The following is a 17720-nucleotide window of genomic DNA, read 5'->3' as shown; positions in this document are numbered from 1 at the left end:
CAGGCAGGCAACATGGCACGCGAACGCCTCTATATCTACGACACGACCTTGCGGGATGGGCAGCAAACACCCGGCATCGATTTCTCGGTCGAGGACAAGAAAGCCATTGTCGCGCTGCTGGAAGAACTCGGCGTCGATTATGTCGAAGGCGGCTATCCCGGTGCCAATCCCACCGATACGGCATTCTTCAAAAAGCGGCAGACCAGGCGCGCGAAGTTTGCAGCCTTCGGCATGACCAAGCGGGCGGGAATCTCCGCTTCGAACGATCCGGGACTTGCGACCTTGTTGCAGGCGTCGAGCGATGCCATCTGTTTCGTCGCCAAAAGCTGGGATTATCATGTGCGGCTCGCGCTTGGTTGCACCAATGAGGAAAATCTCGAATCGATCACCGCCTCGGTAATGGCCGCGCGCATGGCGGGACGCGAGGCGCTGGTCGATTGCGAACATTTTTTCGACGGCTACAAGGCAAATCCGGAATATGCGCTGGCCTGCGTGAGTGCGGCCTATGCCGCAGGCGCGCGCTGGGTGGTGCTGTGCGACACCAATGGCGGCACGCAGCCTTCCGAAGTCGCCAGTATCGTCAAGGCGGTCTGTGCTGTCGTGCCGGGCGAAAGCCTTGGCATTCATGCGCATAATGATACGGAACAGGCGGTTGCCGTTTCGCTTGCCGCCATTGATGCGGGTGTGCGGCATGTGCAGGGAACGCTCAATGGAATTGGCGAACGATGCGGCAATGCCAATCTCATCTCCCTGATCCCCACTCTGGCGTTGAAACCTTATTGGGCCGATCGTTTTGAACTGGGCGTCACGCCGGAAGCCTTGAAGGCGATTACGCGGATTTCGCGCGCTTTCGACGATATTCTCAATCGCGCGCCTGCTGAACAGGCGCCCTATGCAGGCACATCGGCCTTCGCCACCAAGGCAGGCATTCATGCCTCGGCGCTTCTCAAGGAGCCGCAGACTTACGAACATATTCCGCCGGAAACAGTCGGCAATCGCCGCCGCGTCATGGTATCCGATCAGGGCGGCAAGTCGAACTTTATTGCAGAGCTTGAGCGGCGCGGCATTCATGTCGCAAAAGACGACGCCCGCCTCGATATGCTGATCTCGCTGGTCAAGGAACGCGAAGCGGAAGGTTACGCCTATGAAGGGGCCGATGCGAGTTTCGAGCTTCTGGCGCGTAACATGCTCAATCCACAGCCGGAATTCTTCAAGGTGGATTCCTTTCGCTGTCTGGTCGAGCGCCGTTTTGATGCCAATGGCGCGTTGAAGACCGTTTCGGAAGCGGTGGTCAAGGTCGAGGTGGATGGCGAAACGCATATGTCGGTTGCGGAGGGGCACGGCCCGGTCAATGCGCTCGATATTGCCTTGCGCAAGGATCTAGGCCGCTATCAGGAAGAAATCGCCGATCTCGAACTGGTCGATTTCAAGGTGCGCATTCTCAATGGCGGCACGGCGGCGATCACGCGGGTACTGATCGAATCGGGCGACGCCACCGGCGCACGCTGGCGCACGGTGGGCGTTTCCGACAATATTATCGATGCTTCTTTTCAGGCCTTGATGGATTCCATCAATTACAAGCTGATGAAAAACCGCGCACTCGCCGGAATGATAGCAGCGGAATAGATGGTTCGATCAGCTTGATTGATGTATCAATCAGTTTAATTGAATGGATTTTATCAATCATTGGGCGCATAGCATGCTCAACAGGTTTCTCGAAATTGCGGCATCCCAAGAGCCGGACCCAGCGCGGAGATTGAAATGACCGACCAGACCATGTCCGGGACCCGCCTTTCGGACGGGACGCGGGGCTTTCTCATGGCTCTGGCTGCCTATGGACTTTGGGGCGCATTGCCCTTCTATCTCAAGGCGCTTTCTCATGTGCCCGCGCTTGAAGTCGTGGCGCATCGCATCGTCTGGTCCGTGCCTGTCGCGCTGCTGCTTCTGGTGCTGATGGGCCAGTTCAAGGATATTTTTGCAACCCTGCGCCAGCCGCGTATGCTGGCCATGGCGGCGCTGACGGCAACGCTCGTCTCGGGCAACTGGACGGTGTATATCTGGGCAGTCGCGCATGACCAGGTTATGGCGACGGCGCTCGGTTATTATATCGGCCCGCTGGTCAACGTGGTTCTGGGCGGTCTTTTCCTCGGAGAGCGCTTGAACAGGACGCAATATATCGCGGTCGGCTTCGCCTTTGCGGCGGTGATGCTTCTGACGATCGAGGCCGGGGGGCTGCCCTGGATTTCGATCATCCTGCCCGTGACGTTCGGCCTTTACGGGTTTTTCCGCAAGTCCCTGCCGATGCCCGCCTTGCAGGGCTTCACGCTTGAAGTGCTGATCCTTGGTGTTCCTGCGCTCGGCTATATTCTGTGGCTCGGTATGAACGGGCAGGATCATTTCGTCGCCGGTTCGTCATCCGACATTTCGCTGCTGCTGCTGGCTGGTCCCCTCACGGCCATTCCGCTCATCCTCTATGCAGGCGGCGCGAAACTGCTGCGCTATACGACGCTGGGGCTGATGCAATATATGACGCCGACGATGCTGTTTCTGTTTGCGATCTTCATTTTCAACGAGCCGTTCTCGACGGCGCAACTCGGCGCATTCGTACTGATCTGGACGGGGCTTGCGCTCTATACATGGTCGATGGTGCGCGAGCATCGCCGTAACCGCATACGGGTAGAGCAATAGGTTTCACGCGCCCGGACGGCTTCTGAAACCTATACAGTAGCCAGCGCCACGAATTCCTCGACGCTGAGCGTCTCCGCACGGCGCGTTCCGTCGATGCCGGTTTTTTCCAGCAATTGCGCGCCGCCAACCGGCTTGAGGCTCTGCCGCAGCATCTTGCGGCGCTGGCCGAAGGCGGCTTGCGTTATCTGGCCCAGCCTTGCAGCACTGCATGGCAGAGGCTCCTCGCGCGGTACGATATGCACGACCGACGAAGTTACTTTTGGCGGCGGCGTGAAAGCCTGCGGAGGAACGTCGAAGGCGATTTTCGCCTGTGTTCGCCAGCCGGCGAGGACACCGAGCCGTCCGTAATGATCGCCATTGGGCAAAGCCACAATACGTTCGGCGACCTCACGCTGAAACATCAGCGTCATCGAAGAATAAAAGGGTGGCCATGGTTCGGCCAGCAGCCAGTTGAGCAGCAATTGCGTGCCGACATTATAGGGCAGATTGGCGACGATACGCGGTTTCGGCCCATCGGGGAACAGGGTCGTGAAATCCTGTTCAAGCGCATCGCCTGAAATGATCCGCAATCGCCCCGGATAATGCGCCTCGATCTCAGCAAGCGCAGCAAGGCAGCGTTCATCGCGCTCGATTGCGGTCACGTAAGCGCCTTGTGCAAGAAGCGCGCGGGTAAGCCCGCCCGGCCCGGGACCGACTTCGATCACCGGCTGGCCTTCGAGATTGCCCGCTTGGCGTGCGATTTTCGAGGTCAGGTTCAGATCGAAAAGAAAGTTCTGGCCCAGTGATTTTTTGGGCATCAGGTCGTGCCGCTCAATGACTTCGCGCAGCGGTGGCAGATTATCGATGCTCATGATTCAACCCCGCTGCATTCTCGGCCTGTTGATGCGCAAGACGGATAGCGGCGATGAGACTGTCGGGACGTGCGACGCCCTTTCCGGCAATGTCGAAAGCAGTGCCGTGATCGGGCGAAGTGCGGATGAAAGGCAGGCCGAGCGTCACATTGACCGTTTCGTCAAAGGCCAGCGCCTTGGCGGGGATCAGTGCCTGATCATGATACATGCAGATCGCAGCGTCATACGTCGCGCGCGCTGGCGCATGAAACATGGTATCCGCAGGCAGCGGACCCCGGGCATTGATGCCTTCGCGCTGCAATTCTTCAATCGCCGGGCGGATGATGGCGTCATCTTCCTTGCCGAGCGCACCGCCTTCGCCTGCATGCGGATTAAGCCCGGAAATGGCAAGGCGAGGGGAAGCGATGCCAAAGCGTTCTTCCAGCTCCCGCGCAGTGATATGCGAGATCTCGATGATGTCTTTCTTTGTCAGCGCGATCGGCACCTGCGCCAGCGGTATATGGATTGTCACAGGCACGGCGCGCAATTGCGGCCCTGCAAGCATCATGACCGGCGTGACATTGCGGCCCAGATGACGGCTGGCCAGTTCGGCGAGGAATTCCGTATGGCCGGGGTGGCGGAAACCCGCTTCATAAAGTGGCTTCTTGGCGATCGGACAGGTGACGATGGCGGAAGCTTCGCCGCCCAATGTGAGCGCGACTGCCCGTTCGATTGCCTCTATGGTTCCCGCCGCGTTTTCCGGCAATGGCGTGCCGGGGTTTTCTTTGTGGCTGTTTGCCAGTGGCAGAACGGGAAGTTGCTGCGTGAAAATGGCGGCGGCTTGCGATGCAGAGCTTATCACAGCAATGCAAATATCGAGACCGAGATGACGCGCGCGCGCCGCAAGCTGCTCAGGATCGGCAATGAGCATGAAGGGGGGCAATGCGAATTCGGCACGCCTGAGCCATGCCGCAAGTGCAATATCCGGCCCGATGCCGGAAGGGTCGCCAATGCTGACGGCGAGCGGAAGAACAGGCTGCTTGCTCATTTCCAGAGCATTTCCTGTTTTGCTTCAATCATGGGAAATGCTCTGCCTATCTGTTGCGACGCGCATCTTGTTCCGAAAACCGTTTCACACTTTTCGGATCAGCTATATTAGCGGTTTACGATCTTGGCGTCCTTGCGCAATTCCTCAAGATATTTGCTGCTCATCTCTTCAGCTTTCTTTTCCTGCCCTGCGGCGGAATCGACCCCTTCCATGGAGAAGACAAGCTGGGCAACGCGGTCATCCGATACCTGACGGGTTGCGCAAACGGCTAGGAACTCGACGCCTTTTTCCGTATCATGCGGTGGCGTGGTGCGATTGACGCCGGTGGCCTTGATGTCCTTGGCCCATTCCGGCGGAAGCTGCTGCTCGATGATGCGGCCAAGATCGCGCACGGTCACATCGATTATGCCTTTGGCCTGCTGACGGGTGGTGTCGCAGGTCTGGAAACGTGAACGCACAGCATTTGCATCCTGCCTGCGCTTGGCAAGGGCTGCGGGCGAGCGCTTGGAATTGGGTACGACAAAGATCACTTGCTGCAAGTGATATTCCGTGGCGACTGGCTTCTTGCCGCCATCCTTGAGCATCCGCTGTACGGCGTCCTGCTCACTGATCATTCCATCGGAACGAAAACGTGCGCTTACCAGCCGTCCCCAGCCCATCTGGACCATGATGAATTTCTTGAAGTGGTCGGGCGTGATTCCCGCCTGATTCATCAGCTGGTTAAGCTGCGTCACGCTCATCTTGTTGCGGGTCGCAAAGCCCGCATAGGCCTGATCCACTTCCTGATCGGAAATATTGATCCCGCGCGTTTTCATCTCCACGCGCTTGAGCATGTCATCGGTCAGTTCCTGACGGGCGATCTGGTTGAGATTACCGCCCTTGCGCTGCAACTTCAGAAAAGCCACGCGACGCTGAATGTCGCCGCTGGTAATGGCATTGCCCGAAACGATGATCTTGACCTCTGTTCCACCGCTGGCAGCGAAGGCCGGATCAAGCGTCACGGCTGTTCCAAGTGCCGTCAGACATACCGCAGCACCCAGTATGGAGGCAAAAAGAGGTCTTGCAAACATCATCGTTCTGTCCCGATTCCTTCAGGTCGGCAATGCGACGCCTTACCGGATGTACTTAATTCTGATTAGTCCATGCCGCATTTACTATAGGGCAGGCATGCCGAAAACCAATCCTGTTCCGACTTCTGTATAGAATAGGCAGTGCGGCGAAACAATGACCTTTGGCATGCAGCAGCAACGGAAAGACCGGTAAATGAACTATATCCGGTCTTAGAATGTCTGGCTGCCGCTGCCTATATCGCCAAGCGTGCGGAACGATATATTAAACCCTATACTATGCGAAGCCTTGTCTTCACCGGGATTGCGCGTCTGCACATAGGCCATTGAATAGGTGAAGCATTCATCGTCATAGGCAAGGCCCGACGAAGCACGCACCAGAGTATCGGACACCAGATCGTAAGTCCCTGAACCGAACACGCTCCAATTGGTATTGATGCGCGCTGTCGCAGATCCCTTGATTTCCTGCCTGACTTCCGAATAGCCATAAGCGGGCTGCGGCGCGATATAGGCATATTGGGCCGAAACAGTCAGGCGCTTGAAGCTTTGCTGTGCTTCCAGCTCGCCACGCTTGATGTCGAGATCATCCTTGTCGAACCGTCCGCGCGCTGCCAGCGAAAGCCCGGTCGAATTGGCAGTGCCGATCATTGCGACATAGTCGGAGCGCGCATCTTCCAAACCGGAATCGGCACCTACATTGACGAAGTCGCTGGTGCCGAACGAATTGACGCCGCCCAACTGGAATGACTGACCGGCAAGGGCATAAAGCGCCCAGTCGCTATTGTCGAAGTTGCCCGAATAGCGCAGTCCCAGATTGGCGCGTGTGCCGCCCTCGACGCGATCATAGCCGGAGAACTTGTCGCGTGAAAACAGATTGGTCGCGTCAAAGACGAAGCTTTGCGCATCTTCATTGGGAAGCTCGCCCGCATAGCGTTCATTATTGCGCATGAAGACCTGCGCGATGGGCTCCAGAATATGCGTGGAGCTGGTGCTTGAGAAGAGGATCGGCCAGCGCAGTTCCAGTCCCGCCGTGGCCATGGCGCGGAATGCTTCCGAGCGCACCGAATCTGCGGCAAAACCGGCAAGTGTCGGATCAAAATTCGTATTGGCGCCGATTGCATCGCCGCGCAATGCAAGAAGCGGCGTAATGATGAGCCCGGCGGGTGTGATGAAGGTGCGCTTCCACTCCGCTTCCTGGGTCAGCCGCATATTGGTGCCGCTGAAACCGGGAATGCGGGGATATGCAACATTGTCCGGTGTATGATTGGCGTTCTTGCGGTAGAGCACCTGCAAATTCGTATTGAAGTTCAGCTCGCCGCCATAGACGGAGTCGGGCAGGGTGTAGGAATAGTCGAGACTCGGGAAAACCCATGGCTGCCTGGAATGCATCTCATTGGGATTATCCGGCAGAATCGATTCCTGCACATTGAAGCGATAGAAATTCAGATCGAAATAATTGCGGTTATTAACACCGGTCAGATAGATTTTCGAAACCTGTGTCGCGCTGGAATAACCTTCAATATCATAGGTGCGGCTGAAATTGCGGTCGGTCTGCGCCATCACGTCCCAGCCGAAACGCCAGCGCGAATTGATCGCGAAGTCGCCCTTTGATGACACCATGCCGCGATTGTCTTCTTCACGGTCGATAGTCCTCAGGTCGAATTCTTCAGGCTTGTTCTGGTGAATGCCCGCAATACGCAGATTGTAGGTGCCGTTTTCCAGGCGATGACGCCATTCCGCTTCCGTCAGGAAGCCCTGCTTGGTGTAAGCGGTGGTGGAAAGGGTCACATCATAATTGGGTGCAAGCGCCCAGAAGTAGGAATTCTTGATGCCGAAGCCCAGATCTTCCTTGTATTTGAAACCGGGGAACAGGAAGCCGCTTTTGCGCTTGACGGTGGGGTCGGCCATTTCAAAGGCCGGAAAATAGGCCAGAGGCATGCCGAAAAGCTCAAAGCGCCCGCGCTCGAAGCGAACCGTCTTCGTCGTGCTGTTCCAGATGATCTTGCGGGCCTTGATCTGCCAGAGAACCGGCTTGTCCGGGTTCTTTTCGCAGGCCTCGCAGGCCGTGTAGACGCCATTGTTGAAGGCCGTGATCTCGCCATTGCTGCGCTCGGCGCTTTCAGCAGCAAATCGCGTATTGTCGGTCGTCTCGACGCGCAGGCCATTGACGAAGCCGTCGCGGAAACTGTCCGTCACATCGATATGGTCGGAATAGATACGGTTGCCGTCGCGCTCGATGATTTCGACATTGCCCGATGCCGTCATGCGCCGCGTCTGCTGGTTATAGGTCACCTGATCCGCAACGAGACGGTTGCCGTCATATTCGATGCGCACCTTGCCCTGTGCCGTGACGACACTCACATCGCGATCATAGACGAGTTCATCCGCCTGCAGGAGCATGCGTGCATTCGGATCGGTCTGATACTCGGTGCCAAGCGCTTCCTGCGCCTGGGCAGAAGAAGGAAGGACAGCAGCAGAAACAAAGGGGAGTGCAAGGGCGCACATCAACGCCGTCCCGCGCGCAAGACGCGAGAACGAATGAGGCAACACCATGCGGGCATTACTCAAACCCACTAACCATCCTCCTTATGCAGCAAAAAGGAGACACCAAAGAACGTCGCGATGACAACCGGAACCCAGGCAGCCACGAACGGCGGAACGAATCCCGCATTCCCGAATGCCTTCACCAGCACCGAAACGACATAAAGCATGAAGCCGGCAACAACGCCACCCAGAATCATTGCTCCTGACTGACCAAATCGCACAAATTTCAGCGACACTGTTGCCGCGATGAGCGTCATCGCCATCAGAAGCGCAGGCAATGCCAGAAGTGACTGGTATTGCATGTCAAATGCATTGGCGGAATAGCCGAAGGAACGGGCTACTTCGATCTTGTGACGCAATTGCGTGAAGGGAATCGTATCGGGCGAGGCGAGTTTTTCTTCCACATATTCCGGCCGCAGCTGCGTGGGAATATTCAGGCTTTCAAGCCTGACCGGCTCCTGCCCATAGGAAAAGCGCGTGACATCGCTCAGTTCCCAATGGCCTTGCCTGAGCCGGGCCACGCGCGCATCATAGCGTTGCCTGATCTGCTTCTTGCCGTCGAACTGAATGAATGTCGCATCGGCGAGGGTGGCCCCGCGATCCAGAATGCTCTTGGCGCCGATGATCGTCTCGCCTTCGTCCGTCTTCTGGCGCAGCCAGGGATCACGCAGGGCGGAGACATCCGTGACCTTGCCGCTCTTCCATGTGGCGGCGATTTCTTCCGCCTTGGAAAAACCATAGGCGGCGAAGGGATTGAGGATGAAGATCGTTGCAAGGCCGAACAGCAGCGCGCCGAAACAGGCGGGCAGCAGGAATTGCCAGGCTGAAACGCCGACCGAGCGCGCGACCACAAGTTCATAGCGGCGATTGAGTGAGATAAGCGTGGCCATAGCCGAGAACAGGGCAACGAATGGGATCATCTGCTGCATGATGAAAGGAACGCGCATGGCGGAAATGCCCAGCGCGGCCCAAACCGAATATCCGGGCAGATTGGCAAGCTTGCTTGCATTTTCCGTGAAGTCGAGCAGCAGCGCCAGCGCGAAAATTCCGAGCAGGAAGTAGAAGGTGATCTGCACATAACGCAGGAAGAAATAGCGGCCAAGCGTCCAACCGATCATGCCCGGCCTCCTGCATCACCGCGAAATCGTCCTGTCAGGCGATTGTAAAGATCGGAGAAACCACGCCGCAGACGATCGAACCCATCGAGAAGCCGGTCATTCCACTTGTCTGGAAGTCCTATTCGTCGGCCTGTCGCCAGAGTGAAACCGGTCACAAGAATAACGCCGAGCGGCACCAGATACATCACCGCGATATAGGTTTCGTCCTTGTCCGCCCTGTCGGCTGCAAAATAACCGGCCCAATAGACCAGAAGCGCCGTGCTGATTGCCGAGAACGATGCCGATATGCGTGCTTCGCGATGCGAACGCGAATCGCCTGCAAAGGCGAGGGCGATCAGCGCAAAGACAACGGGATAGAGCCACTCGGTCAGCCGCCGATGCAGCTCCGCCTTGTAGCGCAATGGCCGCGTTTGCAGGATCGGGTCGTTGGGATCGGGATTGATCAGATAGGACAGCGGGCGGTCTTTTGCGTAAATGACCATTTCATCGCCCGCAGAGGTAAACTGGCTCAGGTCGAACGCATAGGAATTGAACTTGATGAGCGAAACGGTGCCGTCTGAAACGTCGCGGCGCTGGACTTCGCCGTTCTGCATCAAAAGCATGTCGCCTGCAGGCGTGCTCGCGATAGCGCCGTCAGATGCATAATAGATCAGATCGAGCGACGGATCACGCGAATCGGCGATGAACAGCCCGCCAATGCTGCCATCGGGCTGGCGTTCGGCGATCTGGATATAAAGATTGTCGGCGAGCTTGCGAAAGCTGCCTTCCTGAATCACCACATTGAGCAGATCGGCGCTGGCATTGGCGATCATGGCGCGCATGTTCATGCGGGAATAGGGATCGACATAATTGGCGATAAGAAACGAAACCACGGCAATGACGGCGGCAAGCAGCAGGATCGGGCGCATGACGGCGCTGCGCGGTGCTCCCGACGCATTGATGACCACCAGTTCCGAATCCTGATTCATGGTCGAAAGCGTCTGCGTGATCGCGATAATCAATGCAAACGGCATGACCAGTGGAATGGCGGAAGGGATCAGCAGCGAGCTGAACTGCACGATGGTCTGGAAGGATTGGCCGCTGGTGGTGAGAAAGTCGATGCGCTGAAGCACCTGCACCGTCCACGTAATGCCCACTGCGGCCCCCAGCACCGCAAAGAACATGATGGCCACGCGGCGCAGGATGTACAACTCGATCAATCTCATAGGTGGAGTCTACATCCCGGTTTCGTTGAAGGGCCTGCCTGAAAAAACAGTGCCGATAATCTAGCGTATATTCTAATTGCGGTTGGCTAAAATTAACCCAACAAACGCGGTTAACAGATTACTAAATATTCTCCGCCGGAGCCAGCTTTGAAGAATGTTAAAGGGATCGGGCGAATTGGAGCAACCTGTTTTTGTTCGGGATGGGAGATGTAGAACATATTCAGTGAGACCTCGCGCCAGTTAACGCAAACTTGAATTTGATGCTGCGGCGCTCTTGCCGTTTCGCCATATTCATTTCACATGAGTAAGGAAAAGTCGCGACACATTCGTGTCATCTCATTGTCTGGTTCCAGTCTGGAGTTGTTATGTCCAAACGTCCTTCCATTTCTTTTAGTGAATTTTCCGCACCGCAAAAAGGCGTAAGCATCGTTCTGGTCGCCAAAGGCGGGGGCTTCACGGATGAGGCGGCGCAAGCGGCGGGCGGCGCAGATAAAATCCGGCGCATAATCGAAGTTTCAGGCTTTTCCGGTGCGCTGGGCAAAACTGCCGAGGCAATAGAAACATCTGGCGACGATGTGGAAAAGATCGTTCTTGTTGGCGTCGGCGAACCGGGCAAGCTTGGCAATGATGACTGGATCAGGATCGGCGGCGCGGCTTTTTCGCGAATCGGTAAATCCACGCGCGCGACCGTGACGCTGGCTCTGCCTGAAACCACGATTGCCGGTGACGAAGCCGCCGATGTGGCACTCGGCATGATTCTGCGCTCTTATGATTTCAATCGCTACAAGACCCGCAAGGATGAAGAAAACGGTGAGCCGAAACATGCGGCCAAGATCAGCCTTTGCGTGGCGGATACCGCAAGCGCCAAAAAGGCGCTCGAAGTCGCGGAAGCGGTTGCCGATGGCGTGCTGAAAGCGCGCGATCTGGTCAATGAACCGGCCAATATTCTTGGGCCTGTTGAATTTGCCGAAGAAGCGGAAAAGCTCGAAAAACTTGGCGTGAAGGTCGAGGTTCTGGGCGAAAAGGAAATGAAGAAGCTCGGAATGGGCTCGCTCCTTGGTGTTGCGCAGGGTTCTGTGCGCCCGCCACGCCTTGTGGTGATGGAATGGCAGGGGGCCAAAGGCAAGGATCAGCCGGTGGCCTTTGTCGGCAAGGGCGTGGTTTTCGATACGGGCGGCATCTCCATCAAGCCCGCATCCGGCATGGAAGAAATGAAGGGCGATATGGGCGGTGCCGCAGCCGTGACCGGCCTGATGCGCGCGCTTGCAGGACGCAAGGCGAAGGTCAACGCCATCGGCGTGATCGGCCTTGTTGAAAATATGCCCGACGGCAATGCGCAGCGTCCCGGCGACATTGTAACTTCCATGTCAGGCCAGACCATTGAGATCATCAATACGGATGCGGAAGGCCGTCTGGTTCTGGCCGATGCGCTCCATTACACCAATGACCGCTTCAAGCCGCGTTTCATCATCAATCTTGCAACGCTTACCGGCGCGATCATGGTGGCGCTGGGTACGCATCATGCGGGCCTCTTCTCCAATGACGATGAACTGGCCGACCAGCTTTATGATGCCGGGCAATCAACGGGCGAGAAGGTGTGGCGCATGCCGCTTGGAAGCGAATATGACAAGATGATCGATTCCAAGTTTGCCGATATGAAAAACAGTTCGGGCCGTTACGCTGGCTCGATCACGGCGGCGCAGTTTCTCAAGCGCTTTGTCGGCGAAACGCCATGGGCGCATCTGGATGTTGCAGGCACGGCGATGGGCTCGCCTGCCAATGAATACAACCGGTCATGGGCTTCGGGCTATGGCGTGCGCCTTCTCGACCGCCTCGTGCGCGATCATTTTGAAAGCTGAAATCGATTCAGGAACAACAGGTTGGAGCGGGGAAGTGAATCACTTTCTTCGCTCCGCTTTATCCTGTACGGATAGGCATGGCTGAAATCCTCTTTTATCATCTGACCGAATCCACTCTCGATGAGGCCCTGCCGGGCCTTGTCGAGCGTTCGCTGGCGCGCGGCTGGCGGGTGGTGATTCAGGCGGTCAGCGAGGAGCGACGCGATGCTCTCGACAGCCTGCTCTGGACCTTTTCCGACACATCCTTTGTGGCGCATGGCACTGACAAGGAGCCTCATCCCGAGCATCAGCCCGTATTGCTCACCACATCGCAGGCCAATCCCAATGGCGCGACGGTCCGCTTTCTTGTCGAAGGAGCGGCGCTGGAGCAGGCAGGGGATTATGAACGGCTCGTCGTCATGTTCGACGGTCACGATCAGGACCAGCTTGAGCAGGCGCGCGCGCAATGGAAAGCCTTCAAGGCGGAAAGCCACGATTTGACCTATTGGCAGCAGACACCGGACCGTCGCTGGGAGAGAAAAGCCTGATGCGCGCAATTTTTGTTGCCATGATCATTGCGGGATTCGGCCTCGCGCTGGGCTATCCATGGTATATGCGCCATTTTACCGGCAGCGAAATCGGTCGCTGGACCATCCTTGAAAGCCGTGGCAGCGGTTTTAAAACGCAGGAAATACGCCTCTCCGAAACCGACGCGCCGGTGCGTATTTTTATAGATGCCACGCCGCTGCCCGGTTACATCCCGGCCGAACGCCGCTCGGCACTGACGATTGCTGTCAGCCGTGATGGTTTTCCGATTCTGTCCAAAGGGCTGGATTTCGCCTCGACCAGCAGTTCGATCAATTCGGATCGCCCGCAGGACGGTTCCATATTGCGCCAGAGCGCGGGCGACATCGATCCGGTCCTGCCGGGGCTTTATGCTTTCCGCGCCGTGCAAGGCAATACGGATGGCCTGCAACTTTCAAAGGCTGATCTGGTCCTGCGCCGTGGGGCACAGGAAGCTGATGAAACCTATACGACGATTGGCCTCGTGCTCGGAGTGCTCGGCGTCTATGCTTTGATGCGGACGCGCCTGCGTCGGCCTCGCGGCTGATTCAATCGGCCATAGCCTCTTCATATTCGGATGACATTTCCAGCCATGCATCTTCTGCCTGTGCAAGACTGGTTTTGGCGTCGCTCATCTCCTTGTTGATCCGGATCGCTTTCTGCGGTTCCTTCTCATAGAGCGCAGGGTCTTCGAGTTGTGCGGCGAAGCCCTGAATCTGTTTCTGCAATTTCTGGATCAAGCTCTCGGTTTCCTTGATCTTTTTTTGCAAGGGCGCCAGCGTTTCGCGCTTTTGTGCGGCCTGCTTGCGCTGCTCCGCCTTGGTAAGCTTCGGCCCTTCGTCGCGTTGCCCCGCAGGCTCTCCTCTGGAGTCGGACAACACGATCTGGCGATATTCATCAAGATCGCCGTCAAAAGGCTGCACGCCGCCTTCGCGCACCAGCCAGAGGCGCTCCATGGTCGCTTCGATCAGATGCCGGTCATGGGCAATCAGGATCACCGCGCCATTGAAATCATTGAGCGCGTGAACCAGTTCTTCGCGGCTGTCTATGTCGAGATGGTTGGTCGGCTCGTCAAGGATCAGCAGGTTGGGACCATGGAAGGTAGCCAGCCCCATGAGAAGCCGTGCCTTTTCGCCGCCCGATAAATCCCTGGCCGGTGTCAGCATTTTTTCGGTCGAAAGCCCCATTTGGGCAACACGCGCGCGCACTTTCGCCTCCGGCTCGGTGGGCATCAGTTTGCGCACATGCTCGATGGCGTTGTCTTCCGGTATCAGATCGTCAAGCTGATGCTGGGCGAAAAAGGCAACTTTGAGATTGGGCGAAAGCGTCAGCTTGCCTTTTTCCGGGGACAAGCGCCCGGCGATCAGCTTGGCCAGTGTCGACTTGCCGTTGCCGTTGGAGCCAAGCAGCGCGATGCGGTCATCATTGTCGATACGCAAGGTGAGATCGCGCAAGACCGGCTTGTCCGGCACATAGCCGACATCTGCATTATCGAGCGCGATAATCGGCGATGCGGTCTTCTTTTCGGCATCGGGAAAGCGGAATGGCTGCACATTGCTTTCGACGTAAAGATCGATGGGCTTGAGCTTTTGCAATGCCTTCAGGCGTGATTGCGCCTGCCGGGCCTTGGTCGCCTTGGCCCGGAAGCGCTCGACAAAGGATTCCATATGCTTGCGATGGGCTTCCTGCTTGGCATGGGCCTTTTGCTGGAGTTCGAGCATTTCATGCCTTTGCCGCTCGAACTGATCGTAATTGCCGCGCCAGAAGCTGATCTTCTTCTGATCGAGATGCATGATCGACGAGGTGGCCGAATTAAGCAGATCGCGATCATGGCTGATGATGATGACCGTATGCGGATAGCGCTTCACATAATCGACGAGCCATAACACGCCTTCAAGGTCGAGATAGTTTGTCGGTTCGTCAAGTAACAACAGGTCGGGCTGGGCAAACAGCACTGCCGCCAGCGCAACGCGCATACGCCAGCCGCCGGAAAAGGCCGAAGCCGGCTGCCGCTGCGCCTGTGCATTGAAACCGAGACCCGAAAGGATCGCGCCTGCGCGCGCCTCCGCCGAATGAGCGTCAATATCGGCAAGGCGCGTATGAATTTCCGCGATCCGGTGCGGGTCGGTCGCAGTCTCGGCTTCTTCGAGCAGCGCCGTGCGCTCCTTGTCAGCCTTCATCACGATTTCAATGAGTGCTTCTTCCGTGCCCGGCGCTTCCTGCGCCACCTGACCGATGCGGGTGTTTTTAGGCAGCGAAATGCTGCCCGTTTCGGGCGCAAGATCGCTGGTGATCACGCGGAACAGGGTGGATTTGCCCGTGCCGTTTCGCCCGACGAAGCCGGTCTTGGACCCCGCTGGCAGCGTCACGCTGGCGTGGTCGATAAGGAGGCGCCCGGCTATGCGAACGGATATGTCATCAAGAATAAGCATGGTGAGGCTCTATCGCATGGCTTTCGATAATTTCGCAAGGGAGGGCGCGAGTCACGACGCGCAATTTTCATAAAGACGGGTACTTCCTGCAAGAGTGCCGTGCCGAAGCACTTGGCAACCGGGCCTATCGACGGTATAGAGCCTCATTTCCTCCTTTTCCCATCAAAGGTATCATAATGGCAATCGAACGTACCTTCTCCATGATCAAGCCCGACGCGACCCGCCGCAATCTGACCGGCGCAATCACCGCCAAGCTCGAAGAGGCTGGCTTGCGCGTCGTCGCTTCCAAGCGCGTCTGGATGAGCCTGCGTGAAGCTGAAGGCTTCTACGCTGTTCACAAGGAACGCCCTTTCTTTGGCGAACTGACCGAATTCATGTCTTCCGGCCCGACCATTGTTCAGGTTCTCGAAGGCGAAAATGCGATTGCCAAGAACCGTGAAGTCATGGGCGCAACCAATCCCGCCGATGCTGCTGAAGGCACCATCCGCAAGGAATTCGCCCTGTCGATCGGTGAAAACTCGGTCCACGGCTCCGATGCTCCGGAAACCGCTGCCGAAGAAATCGCCTACTGGTTCTCGGGAACCGAAATCGTCGGCTGATCATACGATATTGATAAAAAAGCCCGGATTGATCCGGGCTTTTTTGTGTCAATTTATGTTTTGAATCAAAGGCTTTGGGCGAGGGTGGCGAGTTCTTCACCATTCTCATCCACAAGCACGAGCTTGCCGGTTTCCATTTTATAGGAACGGGTCTTGCTGAGAGCATCGAGGAACCTGCGCTCCTGGTTCATGAGGGCAGGCGGGCATTGCATATAGGTCGAACCGATTTCGGCAAAAGAAATATTCCTGCCCGATATGGCGGTCTTGCTGAAATAGCGGTTGCAGCCGCCCGATCCACTGGCCGCGCCATCGGCGGTGACTGTCAACGTGGTTTCCGCATCGTCTATGACGCCGCCCCCCAGAATATCCTCGGCCAGCCAGTCCTTGCCTTCAATGCTGACGGCAGCGACATTTTCTGCGCTCTTGCGCACCATCACCACTTTGATGTCAACCGGAAGCGTCGGCTTCCCGGGGTCGATGGTGTATCGCTCGTCACTGACAAACCAGAGCGTATCCCCGGCAGAAATACGCGCCTGAAGCGCATAGGTATGACCCGGCTCTATCTGGCTGGTGTCAAAATTGATGGCAAAGGGGATCGGGGAACCCTGAACAGAAGCCAGATGGGTTTCGGCAATCATTTCTGCCGGTGCGTCGGCAAGGGACACGTCATTGAGCTGAACCACGAGATGAGCTTCAGGCGGCAGGGCAATACGCTCAAGATACATGACCTTGCCGCTGATGGTCTTCTCCGCCGCAATGCTGGCTGTCGGCATCGATGTCGTGACGAAAAGCGCCGTGCCGCCCAGCACGCCAATGCCGAGAGCGATCGCCGCCGCGATTGAAAAGGTTTTCGTTAGTCCTTTTGACATTGCCAGATTCCGAAACTTCCGTTCCCTTGCATTTTATTAACCGACAATAATCCAAGTTTCTTGTGAAAATTGTGGCAGTGCAACGGATGGCACCTGAAATTCTCCCTTATTTTAGGGGGTTAAATGGTTAATTCACAGTTAAAAATCAGCACAGCCTCATGGAAAGAAATGCGGCATTCATGCTTTTTGCCAGCGTTCCCGATTTTGTTCGTCTTCTTCTTTTGCCGCAATCCATTCGCCGGGAGTTTCATCCACCAGATGCTCGCGCTTCCAGAAGGGCGCATTCGTTTTCATGTAATCCATGAGAAATGACGCGGCTTCAAATGCGCCATTGCGATGCGCGGAAGCGGTGACGACAAGCACGATATTCTCACCGGGCCTGATAAGGCCATAGCGATGAATGATGGAAACACCCGACAAAGGCCAGCGCCCGATTGCATCGCGGGCAATGCGGGTAATTTCGGCTTCCGCCATTCCCGGATAGTGCTGGAGTTCGAGTGCTGCCAGCCTGCCGTTTTCGTCACGGCACAGGCCGGTAAAGCTGACGATTGCGCCGATATTCCTGCGACCATCGCCAAGCTTGCGGATTTCTTCCGCAATATCAAAATCCGCAGCGCGAACGCTGACGAAAAGAGGGCAGTTTTCTTGCCCGTCCATCTCAGCCTCCGGTCATCGGTGGAAAAAGCGCCACTTCGCTGCCGTCTTCCACCAATGCATCGTGATCGGCATGCTCGTGGTTGATCGCAGCGCGAATGATATTCTCATGTTCGAAAGCGGCTGCATATTCGCCGCTGCGAGACTTGAGATGGGTAATCAGTTCGCCGACGCTCATCCGGGGGGAGGGAAGCTCGATTACTTCCTCATCTTTACCGATTTTCTCCCGCACCCAGGCGAAATAGACGAGTTTTATGCTCACCA

General features: G+C 56.7%; 16 protein-coding genes. 6 read left to right on the top strand and 10 right to left on the bottom strand.

Annotation, left to right across the window (positions count from 1 at the left end):
* Positions 1–12 precede the first annotated feature (12 nt).
* Together cimA and rarD are read left to right on the top strand one after the other, a co-directional pair.
* Positions 13–1626 (top strand): citramalate synthase, encoded by a 1614-nt coding sequence (gene cimA / locus DKP76_RS10745; protein WP_109706433.1) that lies wholly within the window; start codon positions 13–15, stop codon positions 1624–1626.
* Positions 1627–1761: 135 nt separating this feature from the next.
* A complete protein-coding gene (gene rarD / locus DKP76_RS10740) occupies positions 1762–2688 on the top strand; it encodes an EamA family transporter RarD (RefSeq protein WP_109706431.1) in 927 nt (308 codons plus the stop codon).
* A gap of 29 nt (positions 2689–2717) precedes the next feature.
* Here rarD and rsmA read toward each other — a convergent pair whose 3' ends face one another.
* The 6 genes from rsmA to lptF form a co-directional block, all read right to left on the bottom strand.
* Positions 2718–3539 carry a 16S rRNA (adenine(1518)-N(6)/adenine(1519)-N(6))-dimethyltransferase RsmA gene (gene rsmA, locus DKP76_RS10735; RefSeq protein WP_109706429.1) on the bottom strand — a complete coding sequence of 274 codons (822 nt, stop codon included), beginning with the start codon at positions 3537–3539 and terminating at the stop codon, positions 2718–2720.
* Entirely contained in the window at positions 3526–4566 is a 1041-nt protein-coding gene (pdxA, locus tag DKP76_RS10730) for a 4-hydroxythreonine-4-phosphate dehydrogenase PdxA (protein WP_109706427.1), read from the bottom strand. Before pdxA ends, rsmA begins: the two co-directional genes overlap by 14 nt.
* A 107-nt stretch (positions 4567–4673) precedes the next feature.
* Positions 4674–5639 carry a peptidylprolyl isomerase gene (locus DKP76_RS10725; RefSeq protein WP_109706425.1) on the bottom strand — a complete coding sequence of 322 codons (966 nt, stop codon included), beginning with the start codon at positions 5637–5639 and terminating at the stop codon, positions 4674–4676.
* 207 nt (positions 5640–5846) lie between these two features.
* The gene (locus DKP76_RS10720) at positions 5847–8186 is read right to left on the bottom strand and encodes an LPS-assembly protein LptD (RefSeq protein ID WP_109706423.1); all 2340 of its coding nucleotides are present in this window, start codon (positions 8184–8186) and stop codon (positions 5847–5849) included.
* 20 nt (positions 8187–8206) lie between these two features.
* Entirely contained in the window at positions 8207–9295 is a 1089-nt protein-coding gene (lptG, locus tag DKP76_RS10715) for an LPS export ABC transporter permease LptG (RefSeq protein WP_109706421.1), read from the bottom strand.
* Positions 9292–10500 (bottom strand): LPS export ABC transporter permease LptF, encoded by a 1209-nt coding sequence (gene lptF / locus DKP76_RS10710; RefSeq protein ID WP_109706419.1) that lies wholly within the window; start codon positions 10498–10500, stop codon positions 9292–9294. Before lptF ends, lptG begins: the two co-directional genes overlap by 4 nt.
* A gap of 365 nt (positions 10501–10865) precedes the next feature.
* On the opposite strand from lptF, the gene DKP76_RS10705 reads away from it, so the two are divergent.
* The 3 genes from DKP76_RS10705 (at position 10866) to bspB (ending at position 13449) form a co-directional block, all read left to right on the top strand.
* On the top strand, positions 10866–12359 hold the full coding sequence (locus DKP76_RS10705) for a leucyl aminopeptidase (RefSeq protein WP_109706417.1): 1494 nt from the start codon (positions 10866–10868) through the stop codon (positions 12357–12359).
* 77 nt (positions 12360–12436) lie between these two features.
* Positions 12437–12886: a DNA polymerase III subunit chi gene (locus DKP76_RS10700; protein ID WP_109706416.1), complete on the top strand. Its 450-nt coding sequence runs from the start codon at positions 12437–12439 to the stop codon at positions 12884–12886.
* On the top strand, positions 12886–13449 hold the full coding sequence (gene bspB / locus DKP76_RS10695; protein ID WP_109706414.1) for a type IV secretion system effector BspB: 564 nt from the start codon (positions 12886–12888) through the stop codon (positions 13447–13449). Before DKP76_RS10700 ends, bspB begins: the two co-directional genes overlap by 1 nt.
* Before the next feature lies 1 nt (position 13450).
* Here bspB and DKP76_RS10690 read toward each other — a convergent pair whose 3' ends face one another.
* A complete protein-coding gene (locus tag DKP76_RS10690) occupies positions 13451–15334 on the bottom strand; it encodes an ABC-F family ATP-binding cassette domain-containing protein (protein WP_109706412.1) in 1884 nt (627 codons plus the stop codon).
* A gap of 176 nt (positions 15335–15510) precedes the next feature.
* On the opposite strand from DKP76_RS10690, the gene ndk reads away from it, so the two are divergent.
* Entirely contained in the window at positions 15511–15933 is a 423-nt protein-coding gene (gene ndk, locus DKP76_RS10685) for a nucleoside-diphosphate kinase (RefSeq protein WP_109706410.1), read from the top strand.
* 65 nt (positions 15934–15998) lie between these two features.
* On the opposite strand, the gene DKP76_RS10680 is transcribed toward ndk, so the two are convergent.
* The 3 genes from DKP76_RS10680 to moaD form a co-directional block, all read right to left on the bottom strand.
* Complete coding sequence (locus tag DKP76_RS10680) at positions 15999–16802, bottom strand: META domain-containing protein (RefSeq protein WP_109706408.1); 804 nt, start codon at positions 16800–16802, stop codon at positions 15999–16001.
* 177 nt (positions 16803–16979) lie between these two features.
* A complete protein-coding gene (locus tag DKP76_RS10675) occupies positions 16980–17459 on the bottom strand; it encodes a molybdenum cofactor biosynthesis protein MoaE (RefSeq protein WP_109706407.1) in 480 nt (159 codons plus the stop codon).
* A gap of 1 nt (position 17460) precedes the next feature.
* On the bottom strand, positions 17461–17718 hold the full coding sequence (moaD, locus tag DKP76_RS10670) for a molybdopterin converting factor subunit 1 (RefSeq protein WP_109706405.1): 258 nt from the start codon (positions 17716–17718) through the stop codon (positions 17461–17463).
* Positions 17719–17720 lie beyond the last annotated feature (2 nt).

The sequence above is a fragment of the Falsochrobactrum shanghaiense genome (genome assembly GCF_003149535.1).
GTDB lineage: Bacteria > Pseudomonadota > Alphaproteobacteria > Rhizobiales > Rhizobiaceae > Brucella > Brucella shanghaiense.
This window is presented reverse-complemented; position numbering and strand designations above follow the sequence as displayed.